Source organism: Tardiphaga sp. (assembly GCF_028290785.1).
In the GTDB taxonomy this organism is placed as follows: domain Bacteria; phylum Pseudomonadota; class Alphaproteobacteria; order Rhizobiales; family Xanthobacteraceae; genus Tardiphaga.
This window is the reverse complement of sequence record NZ_JAQGJD010000363.1, coordinates 1-16,281: the sequence shown is the minus strand read 5'-3', so window position 1 is coordinate 16,281 and position 16,281 is coordinate 1. Positions and strand designations below refer to the sequence as shown.

Genomic DNA, 16,281 nt, shown 5'->3' with positions numbered 1-16,281 from the left:
AAGGGGTTGCCGCTTGGCTGCGTCATGCCGGCGTCCCAGCCGAAACGCTCGACGGGGGATTCGAGGCTTGGAAGGCCGCGAAGCTGCCGGCGGTGCCGGTTGCCAAGCTGCCGCCTCCGGACGCGCAAGGCCGCACCGTATGGGTCACCCGATCGCGGCCCAAGATCGACCGCATCGCATGCCCGTGGCTGATCCGACGGTTTGTCGATCCAAATGCGGTCTTCCTGTTCGTCTCCCCGTCGGAGGTTGAAGCCGTAGGCGAGCGTTTTGGCGCGGTGCCGTTCGATATCGAGAACGTGTTCTGGAGCCACCGCGGCGAACGCTGCACGTTCGACGTCATGATCGAGGAGTTCGGGCTTTCGACGCCGCCACTCGACCGGTTGGCGACGATGGTGCGTGCGGCCGACACGGGTCGGCCCGAACTGTCTCCGGAAGCCCTTGGCCTGATGGCCGCGTCCCTCGGTCTCTCCCGCATGTTCGATGACGATCTCGCGCAACTGGACGCTGGGATGCTGGTTTACGACGCCTTCTACCGATGGTGCCGCGACGCCACCGGCGAGACCCACAACTGGCCGACCAACAAGGGAAAATCGTGATGACCGACGTTCCCGCTGCCCGAGCGATTGTTTCCGGCGAACCTTCCCACGGCATCAGCTTCGGGGAGGCCTTCCGCGTCTGGCTGAAGATTGCGCTGCTCAGCTTCGGCGGTCCCGCCGGACAGATCGCGGTCATGCACCGCATCCTGGTCGAGGAAAAGAACTGGATCTCGGAGAGCCGTTTCCTGCATGCGCTGAACTACTGCATGCTTCTGCCGGGGCCCGAGGCGCAGCAGCTTGCCACCTATATCGGTTGGCTGCTGCATCGCACCGTCGGCGGCATCGTGGCGGGCTGTCTGTTCATCCTGCCGGGCGTCGTCAGCATCATGGCGCTGAGCTACGTCTACGCGGCCTATGGCAATGTCGGATTCGTCGAGGCGCTGTTCTATGGGCTCAAGGCCGCGGTCCTGGCGATCGTCGTTCAGGCCGTCGTCCGCGTCGGCAAGCGGGCGCTACGCAACAACGCGATGCGGGCGATCGCCGGGACGGCTTTCGTCGCCATCTTCTTTTTCAACGTGCCGTTCCCGGCGATCATCCTGGCCGCAGGCTTGATCGGCTATCTCGGCGCACGGGCGGGACGCCCGGAATTTGCCGCCGGTGGCGGCCACGGCGGGCCGAAATCGACCGCTGCCGTTGACAGCTTGATGAGCGACGAGTTGCCGGACCACGTGCGGCCCAGCGTCGGACGCGCGCTACGCGTGAGCGCCGTCTGGCTTTTGTTGTGGCTGGTGCCGGTTTTCACCCTGCTGGCCATCTACGGCGAGGCCAACGTCTTCAGCCAGATCGCTGTGTTCTTCAGCAAGATGGCGATGGTGACGTTCGGCGGAGCCTATGCGGTGCTGGCTTACGTGGCGCAGCAGGCTGTCGAGCACTATCACTGGGTTCAGCCGCGCGAGATGCTGGACGGTCTAGGCATGGCGGAGACCACGCCGGGCCCGCTCGTCATGGTGCTGCAGTTCGTGGGTTTCATGGCCGCGTTTCGCGATCCCGGCTCGTTGTCACCCATGGTAGCCGGAACGCTCGGCGGCCTTCTGGCCACCTGGGTCACGTTCACACCATGCTTCCTCTGGATTTTCCTCGGCGCCCCGTTCATCGAGGTCATGAAGGGCAACAAGGCGCTCGCCGGCGCGCTATCGGCGATCACGGCGGCGGTGGTCGGCGTCATCCTCAATCTGTCGATCTGGTTCGCCATCCACACGATCTTTCGTGAGGTCCTGCCGGCCCGGAACTTCGGCCTGTCGTTCGAGATGCCGGTCTTGACCAGCGTCGATCCTGCAGCGCTGATCCTGGCCTTGGCGGCGGCGACCGCGATCTTCCGTTTGAATATCGGAATGCTCACGGTGCTCGGAGGCGCATGCGTTGCCGGGCTTCTGCTCCGCGCAGCGGGGGCGATCTGATGTCTGTCGCCAACCGGGCGGCGCGCATCTGCATCTTGATGATTTTGGTTTTCGCAGCATCGTCGAGCGCCAGGGCGGATACGTTTCGCAAGCTGGCCGGCGGGCAGATCGCCTCTAAGTTGGGCGGTATGGAGTTCACGGACGAGGTTCATTGGCGCGAGGTCTACGAACGCGGCGGCGCACTGCGAAGCTACGACATGGGCAAGAACCGCGTTGGCAGGTGGCGGGTCGCGGCGGACCGGGTGTGCGTTGATCGCGAGGGGACCGGCTACGAAAACTGCTACCAACTTTGGGTCGAAGCAAATCGCGCGGAGATGCGGCGCGAGGCGGACATGCGCGACCCCGCGCCGGGCATCCTTCGCGCGCCCACCGATCAGGCCAAGCCGACACCGGGGGGACATCGATGACTTTCCGCTGCTGGGCTCACCGCGTCGCATTCGTGGTCCTGGCATTCGTCGGCACGACAGCGGTGGCCTCGGCAGAGGTCGTCACGTTTGACGCTGCGACAGGACTCGGAGCCTTCGAGTTTTTGGCAACCGGCGACGGCAAGCCGGGCGAATGGTCGATCATCAAAAGCGACGCCATCCAGGGGTTGGCGCAGACCGGGACGGACCCCACGGACAATCGCTTCCCGATCGCCGTCTACCGGACGTTCTCGGACCGCAACGTCGATCTCTCCACCCGTTTCATGGCGATGAGCGGGAAAGTCGATCAGGCCGGGGGCGTCATCTTCCGGTTGACGTCGGCGAACGATTACTACGTCGTGCGCGCCAACGCGCTGGAGAACAACGTTCGCTTCTATCGAGTTAGGGCTGGTCGGCGCGAAATGATCGCTGGGGCGGACGCTCCGGTGCCCGGGAAGGCGTGGCACACCCTCGGCGTCGTCGCGAAGGGCGATCGCTTTACCGTCTCGTTCGACGGCCAAGAGCTCTTCACGGCGACCGACGGAACGTTCCCCGACGGCGGCAGAGTTGGACTGTGGACCAAGGCCGACAGCGTCACCTGGTTCGAGCGCTTCGAAGCCAAATCACTCGACTGACCCAGAAATTGGGGCTGAAAAGCAAACAGGGAGTTGAATATGACCAAGCTCGTGGTAGCAGCCTTGCTAGCGACCTTAGCCCTTCCATGCACGGTTCAAGCCGCGGAGATCGATTGGAAGAAGGTAGACTCCGCCATGGGCAAGACGGCGGCGGTGTCGGGAGACGTTCATCGATATGGATTGCCCCGATCCGACCTCAGCGTGACCCTGGAAGGCGTGGCCCTCAAACCGGCGTTGGCACTGGGCGGATGGGTGGCGTTCGCGCCAATGCATGGCGAAGCGATGTTGATGGGCGACCTGGTGCTGCTGGAAACGGAAATCACACCCGTCATGACCAAGCTGCTCGACGCCGGACTGGACGTCACAGCCCTTCATAATCACATCCTTCGGGCCACGCCGGCGACCTTCTACATGCACGTCGGCGGTCACGGCGATCCGGCCAAAATGGCCGAAATTATTCGTGCTGCCCTGTCGGCTGCGAGCAAAACGCCGTTCGATCCGCCGCCCGCTTCGCCGGCGCCGCAGCCATCGATCGAACTGGATACTGGAAAATTGGACGAGGCAGTCGGCGTCAAGGGCGTCGCGAACGGCGGGGTCTATCAATTCAATGTCCCGCGGCGGGATCCGATCACCGAAGGAGGAATGACGGTGAACGCTGCGCTCGGCGGAGCCAACGCGATCAATTTTCAACCGACCAGCGCTGGCAAGGCCGCCATCACCGGTGACTTTCTCGTCACCGGCGACGAGGTCAATCCCCTGATCCGTGCGTTGCGCGCCGGCGACATCGAGGTGACGGCGATCCACAGCCACATGCTTGACGAGAATCCGCGGCTCTTCTTCATCCATTTCTGGGCCAACGATGATGCTCAAAAGCTTGCACGGAACGTCCGCGCAGCATTGGAGAAGACGGCAATCACAAAGAACTAAGCCAGTGTCCGATTCGGCCGTACCGCCGGACATTCATTTCCATGCGTTTCAAGGAGAACTCCATGAAGATCGGGACCAACATCTTTGCCTTCGCCATCTTGTCCGCCGTGGCAACAACGGCAGCGACAGCGCAGCAGACCCAGGAAGGCTCGATTGCAAACGCGGATGCCGTTATCGGTGGACGTGCCACGCTGTTAGGCGCGTCCGAGAGGACCTGAGGGCATCTTCGCCGGCATCGTGCCTCGATAGACCGATGTCAGCGAGCAGATGGTCATTGAGGTCGAGCAGTTCTGGACGCGAACTCCGTCGCTCAAAATACCGAGAAAATGCCGTCAACCGTCCAAAGAGAAGTTGCCAACGTCGCTCTAGGCGTTGGAGCAACGTCGTTATGAGTTTCGCATGATTTATCGATGCAGAAGTCGCGTTGGCGCAAGACATGTTCCAACTCCGAACTGGAGAGAAACAACGCTTGGCCTCGAAGGCTCATCGGGTGGTTGTCGATAGCCCGAGTAAAAACCCTATCACTCCGGGTAAGGTTTCTCAAGCTACGCATTAATGGGAACAGTCGCGGCTTATTCTGCAGGCTGGCTAACGCGGCCATGTGGACGCAGTCGTCGAAAAACGGATGAAGCCGTCCTCCTATTACGATCGCATCGTTGATGTGGCCGAGGAGTTGGTGAAGTTCACGCTGCTCACGCGGGGTATCTCGGCACATCTGACAGACCGCTATGTGTGCGTGCGGAATGCCATAGATGAGCTCATTCGACGGCACCTCGCCTGCCCCACGGACTTGGGCAATACGTCGGTTGCTCGTTGCGCCTTCGATTTCGCTGAGGGCATCGAGTTCGGACTCATCGACCAAATCGCGCAGCACAGAGTCCCGAAGCCGTGCGGTCGTAACAAGCCGAACGGTCCGCTCGATGGCCTGGCGGTTGATCGTCAAACCTTCAAGCATCGATCACAGGCCGCCGCCCGTCAAATGACGCGGTTTCAAACGTCATTTGACGGGCATCTCCACGTAGCTCGTCGTCCGGTCGTCAACAGGCCGCTGACTCACGCACCCTACCCGCCATGATTGCTCAGTCATGGGACGATCGCGCGTGGGTGGTTTCCGGCACTGGAAACCGGAACGTGGTGCCCACGGTGATCCAGTTGGCATTCTCGCCGGTGATGTTGTGGCCGTAGATCACATCGATGGAGAAAATTTCGTTGGGCCGGTAGCGAATGCCGGTCTGGAATTTCGGCTGCACCACGCTGCGAATTTCCGATGCGCCGGCCTGGCCGTACATCTCGATCGTGTACTGAAACAGATCGGTCAGCTTCCAGTCGAAGCCGACGCCGTAGGTGAGATAGTGCCGATCCACGGTGCGGTCCCACAGCCAGCCGGCGTTGAGATTGATCCGCATGATTTCCGACAACCGATAGGTGGCCGGGATTTCGCCGAACATGGCGGTGTTCTGCCCGGTCTGGGCATCGAGCGTAACGCCGCCCAGCGCCGATACGCCGAACCGGCCGATGCCGGTCGGGATCAGGTTGATCTTGGCCTTGGGCGCGACGCTGGTGCTCCAGTCGCCGTCGGAGCGATAGCGGTTGGTCATCACGCTGAGTTCGACCGGGCGGACGATGTTGACGACGCAGGACGGATTGGCGACCGCGGAGAAATCGGTGTTGGTGGCGGTCGATAGCCAGCTTTCAATCTTGCACGAGCCGAGGTCGGAGATGTCGGCAGCGTCAACCGCATAAGCGCCGTTGGCCGCGTGGGATTGTTCGGCGGTAACGACAATCGCGGCAACCGTGAAGACGATTGCGGCGGTCGGAAAGCGGAACGATCGATAGGCCATCGCCTAGCGCTATCAGAGTCCTGGTATCGCCCACCACTGTTTAATGGCGCAGCTACCCGGCGCTGGCCGCAAATTCATTCCAACCCTTGGCGCGCAATTGGCACGCCGGGCATTTTCCGCAGCCGTAACCCCAGTCGTGTAGCGCGCCGCGCTCGCCGAGATAGCAGGTATGGGAGTGTTCGCGGATCAGGTCCACCAGGCCCTGCCCGCCCAGTTCCTGGGCCAGCGCCCAGGTCGCGGCCTTGTCGCGCCACATCAGCGGTGTGTGCAGTTGGAAATTCCGGGCCATGCCGAGATTGAGTGCCTGCTGCAGCGCCTTGATGGTGTCGTCGCGGCAATCCGGATAGCCGGAATAGTCGGTCTCGCACATGCCGCCGATGATGTGGGTGATGCCGCGGCGATACGCCAGGGCGGCGGCGAAGGTCAGGAACACCAGGTTGCGGCCGGGCACGAAGGTGTTCGGCAATCCGTCGGCGCCCATCTCGATGGCCACGTCGCGGGTCAGCGCGGTGTCCGAGATCAGGCTCAGCGTCGGGATGTCGAGCGTGTGGCTGTCGCCGAGCTTCGATGTCCAGCCGGCGTCGAGCGCCTTGATAGCCTCAAGCAGTTTTTCGCGGCTGTCGAGTTCGATCAGGTGGCGCTGACCGTAGCTGAAGCCGAGCATCTCGACGCGGGCAAAGCGCTGCAACGCCCAGGCCAGGCAGGTCGCGGAATCCTGGCCGCCGGAGAACAGCACCAGCGCGGTTTGATCGTGAAAGGTCTCGTTCATGGGCCACTTGTAGCCCGGATGGAGCGAAGCGCAATCCGGGATAGGTCGCTCCATGGATACGGCGGCCCCGGATTTCGCTTCGCTCCATCCGAGCTACCATGACTTTTTGCGTGGCATGCGGCATACCGTGACGACCTGCCGTGGAGCCTTCTCAATGATCCCTTCTCGCGATATTGCCGGCCTGATCGAGATCATGGCGCAACTGCGCACGCCGGTGACCGGCTGCCCGTGGGATGTCGAACAGACCTTCGCGACCATCGCGCCCTACACCATCGAGGAAGCCTATGAGGTCGCCGACGCCATCGCGCGCCATGATCTCGGCGATCTCTGCGAGGAGCTTGGCGACCTCCTGCTGCAGGTCGTGTTCCACGCCCGCATGGCCGAGGAGCAGGATGCGTTTGCGTTCGGCGATGTGGTCGAGGCGATCACGCGAAAAATGATCCGCCGCCATCCGCATGTGTTCGCCGACAAGGACGGCCAACTGACCCCGTCCGACGTCAAGGGCGTCTGGGAGCGCATCAAGGCCGAGGAGAAGGCTGAGCGCGCGGCACGGCATCCTTTGGGCAGCGCGGCGCCCTCCTCGCTGCTGGCCAGCGTCAAGGCCGGGCAGCCGTCGCTGTCCCAGGCGATGGCGTTGCAGAAGAAGGCCTCCAGCGTCGGCTTCGACTGGAACGATCCGCGCGCCGTGCTGGCGAAGATCCGCGAAGAGGCCGACGAGATCGAGGCGGCGCTGGATCGCGGCGATACGGAGGAAGTGGCGGCGGAAACCGGCGACCTGATGTTCGCGCTGGTCAATCTGGCGCGCCATGTCGGCGCCGACCCGGATCTGGCGCTGCGCGGCACCAACGTCAAATTCGAGCGGCGGTTCGGCTATATCGAAGCCGCGCTGGCCGCGAAGGGGCGCACGTTGCAGGACGCGTCGCTGCAAGAGATGGATGCGTTATGGGATGAGGCGAAGGGCAAGGAAGCTCAGCCCGTCGTCCCGGCCAAGTGAGCGCAAGCGAACGCCGAGCCGGGACCCATACCCTCCGAGTGAAAAATAGAGACGCCGGCGTTTCAACGGCCAACGCGCGGCAACGTTCTCCAGCACCTTGAATTCGGAGGGTATGGGTCCCCGCGTTCGCGGGGACGACAACCATAGCGGCCTACGCCCGTTGACACTACGCCGTTGCGTCATCGACCGGATGCAACACCGCGCCGAACTTGGCCATCACTACATCGCGCTTGGTCTCATCGACGCGCACCACCATGTCGAAATGGCCCTCGTGCAATTCCTTCACCAGCACCTCGGCATTGCGGTGCAGCCAGCTGACGCCGGCGCCGTCACTGGCGTCGATCGACAGGTCGAGCGTGATGCGGGAAGCCGCAAGCCGCGTCTCGATGGCGTCGAGCAAACCGTCAATGCCCTCGCCGCTTTCCGCGGACACCAGGAAACACGGCTTGTCCGGTGGACGTCGCGCCGCGATGTTGCCGAGGTCTTCGCGCTGCTCGGGAGTGAAGCGATCGATCTTGTTCCAGACTTCGAGAATGCGTGCGCTGGCATCGGTGTCGATGCCGAGCTGGCGCAGCACCTTATCGACGTCGCTCTGTTGCGCGTCGGCGTCCTCATGCGAGATGTCGCGAACGTGCAGGATGATGTCGGCTTCCAGCACCTCTTCCAGCGTCGCGCGGAACGCCGCCACCAGTTGCGTCGGCAGGTTGGAGATGAATCCGACGGTGTCGGACAGCATCGCCTTGCCGCCATGCGGCAGCGTCAACGCGCGCAGCGTGGGGTCGAGCGTGGCGAACAGCATATCCTCGGCGGTGACCTCGGCATGGGTCAGGCGGTTGAACAGCGTCGATTTGCCGGCGTTGGTGTAACCGACCAGCGCCACGACACGGTACGGCACGCGTTGCCGGCCGGCGCGGTGCAGCCTTCGCGTCGCCTGCACTTTCTTGATCTCGTTTTCAATCCGCGTGATGCGGTCGCCGATCAGCCGTCGATCGGCCTCGATCTGCGTCTCGCCGGGGCCGCCCATGAAGCCGAAGCCGCCGCGCTGCCGTTCCAGATGGGTCCAGGAGCGCACCAGGCGGCTGCGCTGGTAATTGAGATGCGCGAGCTCGACCTGCAGCGCGCCCTCCTTGGTCTTGGCGCGGCGGCCAAAAATTTCCAGAATGAGACCGGTGCGGTCGAGCACCTTGGTGTTCCATTCCTTCTCGAGATTGCGCTGCTGGATCGGCGACAGCGCGCAGTCCATCACCACCAGTTCGATGTCATGTCCGGTGATCAGCCCGACGATTTCCTCGACCTTGCCCTTGCCGAGATAGGTGGCGGGCCGAATCTGGCCGAGCGGCGCGACGACCGCTTCGGCGATGGTCAGACCGATGGCGCGGGCGAGGCCTGTGGCTTCTTCCAGCCGCGCCTCGGAATCGCGGGCATGAGTCTCCGATTGCGCATCGGCATTGCCACGCCGTTCACGCAAGTAAGGGCCGATGACCACCACCCGCCCTGTCGATTCGCCTGGCGCTGGCCGCGGACGGTCAACGCTCCCTTCGAAGCTCCGGTGTTCCAATTAGTTCAATCTCAAGCTGGAGCGTCCTCGCCGCCTTCGAACAGCTGGATCGGTGCGCCCGGCATGATTGTCGAAATCGCATGCTTGTAGACAAGCTGCGAGTGGCCATCGCGACGGAGCAAGAGGCAGAAATTGTCGAACCAGGTGACAATGCCCTGCAGCTTTACGCCATTCACCAGAAAGATCGTCAGTGGCGTCTTGGTCTTACGAACGTGGTTGAGGAAGGTGTCCTGTAGATTCTGTGCGCGGTCTGCCGCCATTTTTTTAATCCCGCAGTCTGATTTTCATCTTTTATTTTTAAACCGGACGCAGCCCTCTTCGGGGCGTCATCCAGTTGTCCCGCTTTCCCCTGAGATCCCCCTCCGGGAGCGCGACGGATTGATTAGAAGGCAGGCGCCGTTTTTAGGCAAGCGAGTTCCGCCGGCGATGGCCCAAAAGCCCGCCAATTCTCAGGAAATCGCTGCGAAGTGATGGAACTGGTCGCGCAACCGCTTCGCAATACCGCCGGGCTTGCCATCGCCGATGGTCTTGCCGTCGATGCTGATCACCGGCATCACGATCTGACTCGCGGACGAAACGAAGGCCTCGGCGGCCTCGCAGGCCTCCTGCGGCGTGAAGTTGCGCTCCTCGAGCGTGAGCTGCATCGAGGCCAGCACATCGATCAGCACCGCCCGCGTGATGCCGGCGAGAATACCCGACTTGGCGGTGCGCGTTACCACCTTGCCGTCCTTGGTGACGATCCAGGCGTTGCAGGACGCGCCCTCCGTGACGAAGCCATCGGCATCGACGTACCAGGCCTCATAGGCGCCCTTGTCGCGCGCCTCCTGACGCGCGAGCACATTCGGCAACAGGCCGACGGTCTTGATATCGACGCGTGGCCAGCGATTCTCGGCGGTCGTGATGACCTTGACGCCGCGCTCTGCCTGCGCCTGGTTCTTGGCAAAGTTGAGCGATTTCGCTGTGACGACGATGCTCGGCTTCACTTCGGGCGATGGAAAGCCGTGGTCGCGATGGGCAACGCCGCGGCTGATCTGCAGATAGACGATGCCGTAGCTGATGCGGTTGCGGCGAACCACTTCCTGCATCACGATCTTCAGCGACGCTAGCGGCATCGCCTCGGCGATGCGCAGTTCGCGCAGCGAGCGCTGCATCCGCGCCATGTGGCGCGGGAAATCCACCATCTTGCCGCCGATGATTTCACAAACTTCGTAGATGCCGTCGGCAAACTGGTAGCCGCGATCTTCGACGTTCACGGCGGCGTCGCGGAGGTTTTGATAGTGACCGTTCACGTAGGCAATGCGCGACATAGTTCTTCCCGATGTTGATGATGCGTGGAGTTTGAAGTGAGAACTCAGCCGACGCCGAGCGCCTTGAGCTTGCGGTGTAGCGCCGAGCGTTCCATGCCGACGAATTCGGCGGTACGCGAGATATTGCCCGAGAATCGGCTGATCTGGGCGATCAGATAATCTCGCTCGAAGACTTCGCGGGCCTCACGCAGCGGCAGGCCCATGATGTGCTCGCCATTATTGCTGGTGGGCATCGACGGCACCATCGAACCGACGTCCTGTGGCAGCATGTCGGCGGTGATGATCACCTCCGGCCCGCCGCCGGCGAGGATCATCACGCGTTCGACATTGTTGCGGAGCTGACGGACGTTGCCCGGCCAGACGTGTGATTGCAGCACCGCCATGGCGTCCTGGCCGATCTGGCGCTTCGGCAGGCCGGTGGCAACCGAGATCTGCTCCATGAAATATTCGATCAGCTCAGGAATGTCCTCGCGGTGCTCGGACAGCGGCGGCACCCGGATCGGAACGACAGACAGTCGGTGATAGAGGTCCTCGCGGAAACGGCCTTCGGCGATCTCTTCCTCGAGGTTGCGCGCGGTGGACGAGATGATGCGGACATCGACGTGGACCTTGGTGGTGCCCCCTCCCCGCATGAAGGTCTGATCTACCAGTACGCGAAGAATCTTGTTCTGGGTCTCGCGCGGCAGGTCGCCGATCTCGTCGATGAACAGCGTGCCGCCATGGGCCTCCTCCAGCGCGCCGGCCTTGCGGGCCTGCTCGCCGTTGGACTGCTCGATTCCGAACAGTTCGAGCTCCATGCGCTCCGGTGTGATCGCCGCGGCGTTGATGACGACGAACGGGCCTTCGGAGCGTTGCGAGGCATTATGCAGCGTGCGCGCGGCCAGTTCCTTGCCGGCGCCTGACGGCCCGACAATCAGGATGCGGCTGTTGGCCTTGGCGGCGCGATCGATGGTCTGGCGCAACTGGTTCATGGCGGCGGAACGACCGGTCAGCGAACTGGCCACCGGTGCCATCTGCTTCAGCTCCTTGACCTCGCGCTTCAGCCGCGAGGTTTCCAGCGCCCGCGTTGCGACCAGGATCAGGCGGTCGGCCTTGAACGGCTTTTCGATGAAGTCATAGGCGCCGCGCTTGATTGCGGCGACTGCGGTTTCGATGTTGCCGTGGCCGGAGATCATCACCACCGGCAATTCGGCGTGGTCGCGCTTGATCTGTTCCAGCAGTTGCAGGCCATCGAGCTTGCTGCCCTGCAGCCAGATGTCGAGGAACACCATGCTGGGGCGGCGGTTGGAGATTTCGCCGAGCGCCGAATCGCTGTCGCGGGCGGTACGTGTTGTGAATCCCTCGTCATCCAGAATGCCCGCGACCAGGTCGCGGATGTCGGCTTCATCGTCGACGATCAGAATGTCATTGGCCATGATCTTGCTCTGTCTTGTCAGCTGCCGGTGACGGCTTCAGGTGTAACTTCGTTGGTCGGCACGGCTTTCGGTTCAGCATTTTCCGCATCGGGCTTCTGACCGGAAATCGCGAACCGCAGCCGCATCCAGGCGCCACGCGCACCGGGACGAATGTTCGAGGCGTCGTTCAGTTCGATGCGTCCGCCGTGATCTTCCAGAACGCGGCCGACGATGGCGAGGCCGAGGCCGGTGCCTTTCTCGCGGGTGGTGACATAGGGCTCCAGCAGGCGCGAGCGACTCACGGTCGGCAGGCCGATGCCGTTATCGATGACATCGATGACGATGTCTTCATTCTCGCGGAAAGCGATGACCTCAATGCGACCTTTGCCGAGCGTTTCCGCGGGCACCACCTCGATCGCCTCGGTGGCGTTCTTGATGATGTTGGTGAGTGCCTGCGAGATCAGCCGGCGGTCGAACCGCGCCCGCATCGGCTCGTCCTTGATGGTGGCTTCGATATCCACGTCGGGATGGCCGACCCGCATCAGGAACACCACCTGACGCACGGCGTCGGCAACGTCCTCGCCCTCGATCACCGGCTTCGGCATCCGCGCGAAACGCGAAAATTCATCGACCATGCGGCGGATATCGTCGACCTGGCGCACGATGGTGTCGGTGCACTGTTCGAAGATCGCCTTGTCGGCGACGATCACCTTGCCGAACTTGCGCTTGATGCGTTCGGCGGAGAGCTGGATCGGCGTCAGCGGATTCTTGATCTCGTGGGCGATCCGGCGGGCGACGTCGGCCCAGGCCGAGGTCCGCTGCGCCGAGACAAGTTCGGTGATGTCGTCGAGCGTGACGATGTAGCTGTCGCGCGACTGGCTGGTCTGTTCGGCGCTGACCCGCACCGACAGCACGCGCTCCTGGCCGTCGCGGGTAATGGTGATCTGGCCCTGGATCAGGCGCTGCTTGCCGTCGCGGGCGTTCTGCATCATTTCATCGAGTTCGGGCACGACCTCTGACAACGAATGGCCGAGCGTTTCAGATTCCGAGTGGCCGATCAGTTTTTCCGCCGAGCGGTTGAGGATGCCGACCAGCCCTGCGCCATCGACACCGATGATGCCGGCGCTCGCGGATGACAGCACCGCCTCGATGAAACGGCGGCGGCTGTCGATGACGTCGGAGGCCGAGACCAGCTCGTCGCGCTGGGTGCGCAATTCCTGGGTCATGGTGTTGAAAGTCTCGCCGAGATGGGCGAGATCGCCCTCCGACTTGATCACCGGTACCTGCACATGCAGATCGCCGGCCGACACCGCGTTGGCGGCGCCCATCAGGCGGCGGATCGGCGTCACCAGCCAGTTGGCGAAGTTCAGGCCGATCAGCACCGACGACATCAGCACCGTCAGCGCGATGACGGTGAACATCAGTGCGAACGCCACCTGGATGCCGAGCCGGCGCGATTCCAGGTCGGCATATTCGGCGACGCTGGCCTGGGTCTGGCGGAGCTGCGCGACCACGCGCGGATCGAGCAGCCGGGCCACATAGAGGAAGGTGTCGTCGAACGCGCGCAGTCGGATCACGGCGGCGACGTAATTGGCCTCGATGAACACCGCGATCTGCGGCTCGCTGTCGTTGACGTTCTTCAGAAAGTCCGGCGCCGGCGTCGTGAAATCCTGCCTGATGCCGGTATTCGCGGAGGCGATGACGTTGCGGTCCTTGTCGATGATCATCGCGCCCGGCAGGTTGCGCGACGCCGCGCTTGCCGTCAGCAGGCTGAGAAAGGTGCCGCGGTCCTGGTCGAACAGCGGCCGGGCGTGGGAAATGTCGTTGGCCATGCCGAGGATGTCACCGCGGATCAACTGCGCGTGCTCGTGCAGATAGGCGTTGGCGACGATCAGCGAGTTGCCGATCACCTCGCGGGTCGGGCCGGAGAACAGCCGGTCGAGGCCGCGGTCGAGGGTGACATTGGCGACGATCGACACCAGCACCGCCGGAATCACGGCGATGACCGAGAAGAGGCTGACGATCTGGACGTGCAGCCGGGCCGCCGCGCGACCGCGCCGGCGTGCCTGCACCACCTTCCAGACCTCGCGGGCGATGATCAGCACCAGCAGCAGCACGGCGGCGGCGTTGATCAGCAGGAAGGTGACGACGACGGTGTGGGTTGGCGAGATCGGCGTCAGGCCGTTGAGAACGACAAAGGTCAGGCAGGCCGACAGCAGCGCCAACCCAACCGCAAAAGGCACAAACAGCCGGCGCAGCGGCGATGTGCGCAGCTCGGCGGACGACGGTTCAACTGCTGGGGCCGACGTGTCTACGCTGGTCATTCCGGAATTTGGTGAGCGTGAAAGCCTTGCAGCTGTCGATCACCGACAGTGCACTGATGCAATCATACAACAATGTTGCTCAATTACGACAATTCCGCGGCGTGTGGAAGCGGCGGAAAACGCAGTGAACGCGTTTTCGCGGGATTGCAGCTGGAATTGTTTGATTGTTTTCGCGGTGTTCCGACGCGGCGGCAATCCCTTGTGCCGCCCCGCACAGGTGCGACGCCATTAGCGCAACGGGGCGATGGCTCAGCCGCCGGTGCGATAGACCTGAATATCGAGGTCGCGAATCTTCTTCCGCAGCGTGTTGCGGTTGAGACCGAGCAGGTCCGCGGCACGGATCTGGTTGCCCCGGGTCGCGGCCAGCGCGGCGGTCAACAGCGGGACCTCGATCTCGCGCAGGATGCGGTGATAGAGGCCGGGCGGCGGGACGCCGTTCGGGAAGCTGGAGAAGTGCGTGGACAGGTAGACCTCGACGGCGCCGCCGAGGTTATCGACGCCGTTCTGGGTGCTGCCGCCGGAGACCACCGCGGGAGGCGCCAGCTCGCCGTCGATCACCGAGCCGGTGATGACGTCCTGGGGATAGAGGGCCGCGAGACGGCGGGCGAGATTTTCCAGTTCGCGGACGTTGCCCGGCCAGCGGTGCTGCTTCATTCGCTCCAGCGCCAAAGCGTCGAGCTTCTTCGGCGGCAGGCCGTCCTTTTCGGCCAGTGCGAAGAAGTGCCGGATCAGGTCCGGCAGATCCTCGATGCGTTCACGTAGAGGAGGAAGACGCAGCGGTACGACGTTGAGGCGGAAGAACAAATCCTCGCGGAACAGGCCCTGCTGGATGAGGATACGGAGATCCTTGTTGGAAGCGGCGACGATGCGGACGTCGGTCTTGATCGGGGTGCGACCGCCGACCGTGGTGTACTCGCCCTGCTGCAGCACGCGGAGCAACCGGGTTTGGGCTTCCATCGGCATGTCGCCGATTTCGTCCAAAAACAGTGTGCCGCCCTCGGCCTGTTCGAAACGCCCGGAAGCGCGCGAGTTGGCACCGGTGAAGGCGCCGCGCTCGTGGCCGAACAGTTCGGATTCGATCAGGTCGCGCGGGATCGCTGCCATGTTAACGGCGACGAACGGGCCGTTGCGGCGCTTGCCGTAGTCGTGCAGCGCGCGCGCCACCAGCTCCTTGCCGGTGCCGGATTCGCCGGAGATCATCACCGTCAGGTCGGTCTGCATCAGCCGCGCGAGCACGCGGTAGATTTCCTGCATCGCCGGCGAGCGGCCGACCAGCGGAATCGAATCGAACTCGCCATCATCGGCGTGGCTGGCGACGCGTTCCTTCGGTTCGGCCAGCGCGCGGCCGACAATGGCGATCAATTCCTTGAGGTCGAACGGCTTCGGCAGGTATTCGTAGGCGCCGCGTTCCGACGCGCGGATCGCGGTCATGAAGGTATTCTGTGCACTCATCACGATGACCGGCAGGTTCGGCCGCATCTTCTTGATGCGCGGCAGCAGGTCGAACGCGTTCTCGTCCGGCATCACCACGTCGGTGATGACAAGATCTCCCTCGCCCTGACTGACCCAGCGCCACAGCGTCGCCGCCGTGCCGGTGAGCCGCACCTCATAGCCGGCTCGCGACAGCGCCTGGTTAAGAACCGTCCGGATCGCGGTGTCGTCATCGGCGACCAGAATGCTACCTGTCGGCATCGATAATCCTTAGTTCGCCTGAGAAGAGACTTTCTGCTGTGCGAAGGCACCCGGTGAAGCGTCGGCGGTCGACCCACTGAACATCGGCAGCAGCACGCGGAAGATGGTTTTGCGGGGCTGGGACTCGCATTCGATGATGCCGCCGTGGTCGCCTACGATCTTCGCCACCAAAGCAAGACCCAAGCCGCTCCCCGTCGGCTTGGTGGTCACGAACGGATCGAACAGATTTGGCATCAAATCATCGGGCACCCCGGGACCGTTGTCGCGCACGCAGAATTCCAGCGGCAGGCTGACGGGCTGGTGCGAGCCGGGCGTCTTAAGCCGCACCCCGGGCCGGAAGGCCGTCGTCAGCTCGATTTCGCCATTGATGGCGTCGTTGAGCGCCTCGGCGGCGTTCTTGACGAGGTTGAGAAACACCTGGACGAGCTGATCGCGGTTGCCGT

17 protein-coding genes and 1 pseudogene are annotated in these 16,281 nt (G+C 63.2%); 8 read left to right on the top strand and 10 right to left on the bottom strand.

Translation table 11 applies throughout. The features are described from left to right. From JWR89_RS23230 to JWR89_RS23205, 6 genes are all read left to right on the top strand, one after another. Window positions 1-596, top strand: a 596-nt coding sequence (locus tag JWR89_RS23230) for a chromate resistance protein ChrB domain-containing protein (protein ID WP_299720506.1), incomplete at its 5' end; no start/stop codon positions are given. Further along, complete coding sequence (chrA, locus tag JWR89_RS23225; RefSeq protein ID WP_299720507.1) at window positions 596-1,993, top strand: chromate efflux transporter; 1,398 nt, start codon at window positions 596-598, stop codon at window positions 1,991-1,993. The genes JWR89_RS23230 and chrA, both read left to right, overlap by 1 nt. Beyond that, complete coding sequence (locus JWR89_RS23220) at window positions 1,993-2,400, top strand: hypothetical protein (RefSeq protein WP_299720505.1); 408 nt, start codon at window positions 1,993-1,995, stop codon at window positions 2,398-2,400. Before chrA ends, JWR89_RS23220 begins: the two co-directional genes overlap by 1 nt. Continuing rightward, window positions 2,397-3,032 (top strand): hypothetical protein, encoded by a 636-nt coding sequence (locus tag JWR89_RS23215; RefSeq protein ID WP_299720504.1) that lies wholly within the window; start codon window positions 2,397-2,399, stop codon window positions 3,030-3,032. The genes JWR89_RS23220 and JWR89_RS23215 overlap by 4 nt, the downstream gene beginning before the upstream one ends. A 39-nt stretch (window positions 3,033-3,071) precedes the next feature. Beyond that, entirely contained in the window at window positions 3,072-3,959 is an 888-nt protein-coding gene (locus JWR89_RS23210; RefSeq protein ID WP_299720503.1) for a DUF1259 domain-containing protein, read from the top strand. 62 nt (window positions 3,960-4,021) lie between these two features. After that, window positions 4,022-4,177 carry a hypothetical protein gene (locus tag JWR89_RS23205; protein WP_299720502.1) on the top strand — a complete coding sequence of 52 codons (156 nt, stop codon included), beginning with the start codon at window positions 4,022-4,024 and terminating at the stop codon, window positions 4,175-4,177. On the opposite strand, the gene JWR89_RS26310 is transcribed toward JWR89_RS23205, so the two are convergent. Continuing rightward, window positions 4,131-4,397, bottom strand: coding sequence for a DUF1127 domain-containing protein (locus JWR89_RS26310; protein ID WP_366143008.1), 267 nt, complete (start codon window positions 4,395-4,397; stop codon window positions 4,131-4,133). The two genes, JWR89_RS23205 and JWR89_RS26310, sit on opposite strands and share 47 nt — an antisense overlap. A gap of 178 nt (window positions 4,398-4,575) precedes the next feature. On the opposite strand from JWR89_RS26310, the pseudogene JWR89_RS23200 reads away from it, so the two are divergent. Then, window positions 4,576-4,689 (top strand): annotated as a pseudogene (locus JWR89_RS23200) (arsenical resistance protein ArsH); the annotation flags it as partial. Between the two features lie 349 nt (window positions 4,690-5,038). Here the strand turns inward: JWR89_RS23200 and JWR89_RS23195 are convergent. After that, window positions 5,039-5,800 (bottom strand): hypothetical protein, encoded by a 762-nt coding sequence (locus JWR89_RS23195; protein ID WP_299720501.1) that lies wholly within the window; start codon window positions 5,798-5,800, stop codon window positions 5,039-5,041. Window positions 5,801-5,852: 52 nt separating this feature from the next. Further along, on the bottom strand, window positions 5,853-6,569 hold the full coding sequence (queC, locus tag JWR89_RS23190; RefSeq protein WP_299720500.1) for a 7-cyano-7-deazaguanine synthase QueC: 717 nt from the start codon (window positions 6,567-6,569) through the stop codon (window positions 5,853-5,855). Window positions 6,570-6,723: 154 nt separating this feature from the next. Here queC and mazG point away from each other — a divergent pair, with 154 nt between their 5' ends. After that, on the top strand, window positions 6,724-7,563 hold the full coding sequence (gene mazG, locus JWR89_RS23185) for a nucleoside triphosphate pyrophosphohydrolase (RefSeq protein WP_299720499.1): 840 nt from the start codon (window positions 6,724-6,726) through the stop codon (window positions 7,561-7,563). A 166-nt stretch (window positions 7,564-7,729) separates the two neighbouring features. On the opposite strand, the gene hflX is transcribed toward mazG, so the two are convergent. From hflX to JWR89_RS23150, 7 genes are all read right to left on the bottom strand, one after another. Then, window positions 7,730-9,121, bottom strand: coding sequence for a GTPase HflX (gene hflX, locus JWR89_RS23180; protein WP_299720498.1), 1,392 nt, complete (start codon window positions 9,119-9,121; stop codon window positions 7,730-7,732). Window positions 9,122-9,132: 11 nt separating this feature from the next. After that, complete coding sequence (hfq, locus tag JWR89_RS23175; RefSeq protein ID WP_006020546.1) at window positions 9,133-9,381, bottom strand: RNA chaperone Hfq; 249 nt, start codon at window positions 9,379-9,381, stop codon at window positions 9,133-9,135. Window positions 9,382-9,570: 189 nt separating this feature from the next. Then, window positions 9,571-10,428, bottom strand: coding sequence for a D-amino-acid transaminase (locus JWR89_RS23170; protein ID WP_299720497.1), 858 nt, complete (start codon window positions 10,426-10,428; stop codon window positions 9,571-9,573). 44 nt (window positions 10,429-10,472) lie between these two features. Further along, entirely contained in the window at window positions 10,473-11,843 is a 1,371-nt protein-coding gene (locus tag JWR89_RS23165; protein ID WP_299720496.1) for a sigma-54 dependent transcriptional regulator, read from the bottom strand. Window positions 11,844-11,860: 17 nt separating this feature from the next. Then, the gene (locus JWR89_RS23160; protein ID WP_299720495.1) at window positions 11,861-14,146 is read right to left on the bottom strand and encodes a PAS domain-containing sensor histidine kinase; all 2,286 of its coding nucleotides are present in this window, start codon (window positions 14,144-14,146) and stop codon (window positions 11,861-11,863) included. A 249-nt stretch (window positions 14,147-14,395) separates the two neighbouring features. Further along, a complete protein-coding gene (gene ntrC / locus JWR89_RS23155; RefSeq protein WP_299720494.1) occupies window positions 14,396-15,838 on the bottom strand; it encodes a nitrogen regulation protein NR(I) in 1,443 nt (480 codons plus the stop codon). A 9-nt stretch (window positions 15,839-15,847) separates the two neighbouring features. Further along, a partial coding sequence (locus tag JWR89_RS23150) for an ATP-binding protein (RefSeq protein WP_299720492.1) occupies window positions 15,848-16,281 on the bottom strand: 434 nt, incomplete at its 5' end.

Excerpts from the sequence above, each read along its gene's own strand:
- mazG (WP_299720499.1), top strand. The coding sequence starts at position 6,724 with ATGATCCCTTCTCGCGATATTGCCGGCCTGATCGAGATCATGGCGCAA.
- JWR89_RS23160 (WP_299720495.1), bottom strand. The coding sequence starts at position 14,146 with ATGACCAGCGTAGACACGTCGGCCCCAGCAGTTGAACCGTCGTCCGCC.
- JWR89_RS23220 (WP_299720505.1), top strand. The coding sequence starts at position 1,993 with ATGTCTGTCGCCAACCGGGCGGCGCGCATCTGCATCTTGATGATTTTG.
- JWR89_RS23170 (WP_299720497.1), bottom strand. The coding sequence starts at position 10,428 with ATGTCGCGCATTGCCTACGTGAACGGTCACTATCAAAACCTCCGCGAC.
- JWR89_RS26310 (WP_366143008.1), bottom strand. The coding sequence starts at position 4,397 with ATGTCTTGCGCCAACGCGACTTCTGCATCGATAAATCATGCGAAACTC.
- hfq (WP_006020546.1), bottom strand. The coding sequence starts at position 9,381 with ATGGCGGCAGACCGCGCACAGAATCTACAGGACACCTTCCTCAACCAC.
- chrA (WP_299720507.1), top strand. The coding sequence starts at position 596 with ATGACCGACGTTCCCGCTGCCCGAGCGATTGTTTCCGGCGAACCTTCC.
- JWR89_RS23165 (WP_299720496.1), bottom strand. The coding sequence starts at position 11,843 with ATGGCCAATGACATTCTGATCGTCGACGATGAAGCCGACATCCGCGAC.
- JWR89_RS23210 (WP_299720503.1), top strand. The coding sequence starts at position 3,072 with ATGACCAAGCTCGTGGTAGCAGCCTTGCTAGCGACCTTAGCCCTTCCA.
- queC (WP_299720500.1), bottom strand. The coding sequence starts at position 6,569 with ATGAACGAGACCTTTCACGATCAAACCGCGCTGGTGCTGTTCTCCGGC.
- JWR89_RS23195 (WP_299720501.1), bottom strand. The coding sequence starts at position 5,800 with ATGGCCTATCGATCGTTCCGCTTTCCGACCGCCGCAATCGTCTTCACG.
- JWR89_RS23205 (WP_299720502.1), top strand. The coding sequence starts at position 4,022 with ATGAAGATCGGGACCAACATCTTTGCCTTCGCCATCTTGTCCGCCGTG.
- ntrC (WP_299720494.1), bottom strand. The coding sequence starts at position 15,838 with ATGCCGACAGGTAGCATTCTGGTCGCCGATGACGACACCGCGATCCGG.
- JWR89_RS23215 (WP_299720504.1), top strand. The coding sequence starts at position 2,397 with ATGACTTTCCGCTGCTGGGCTCACCGCGTCGCATTCGTGGTCCTGGCA.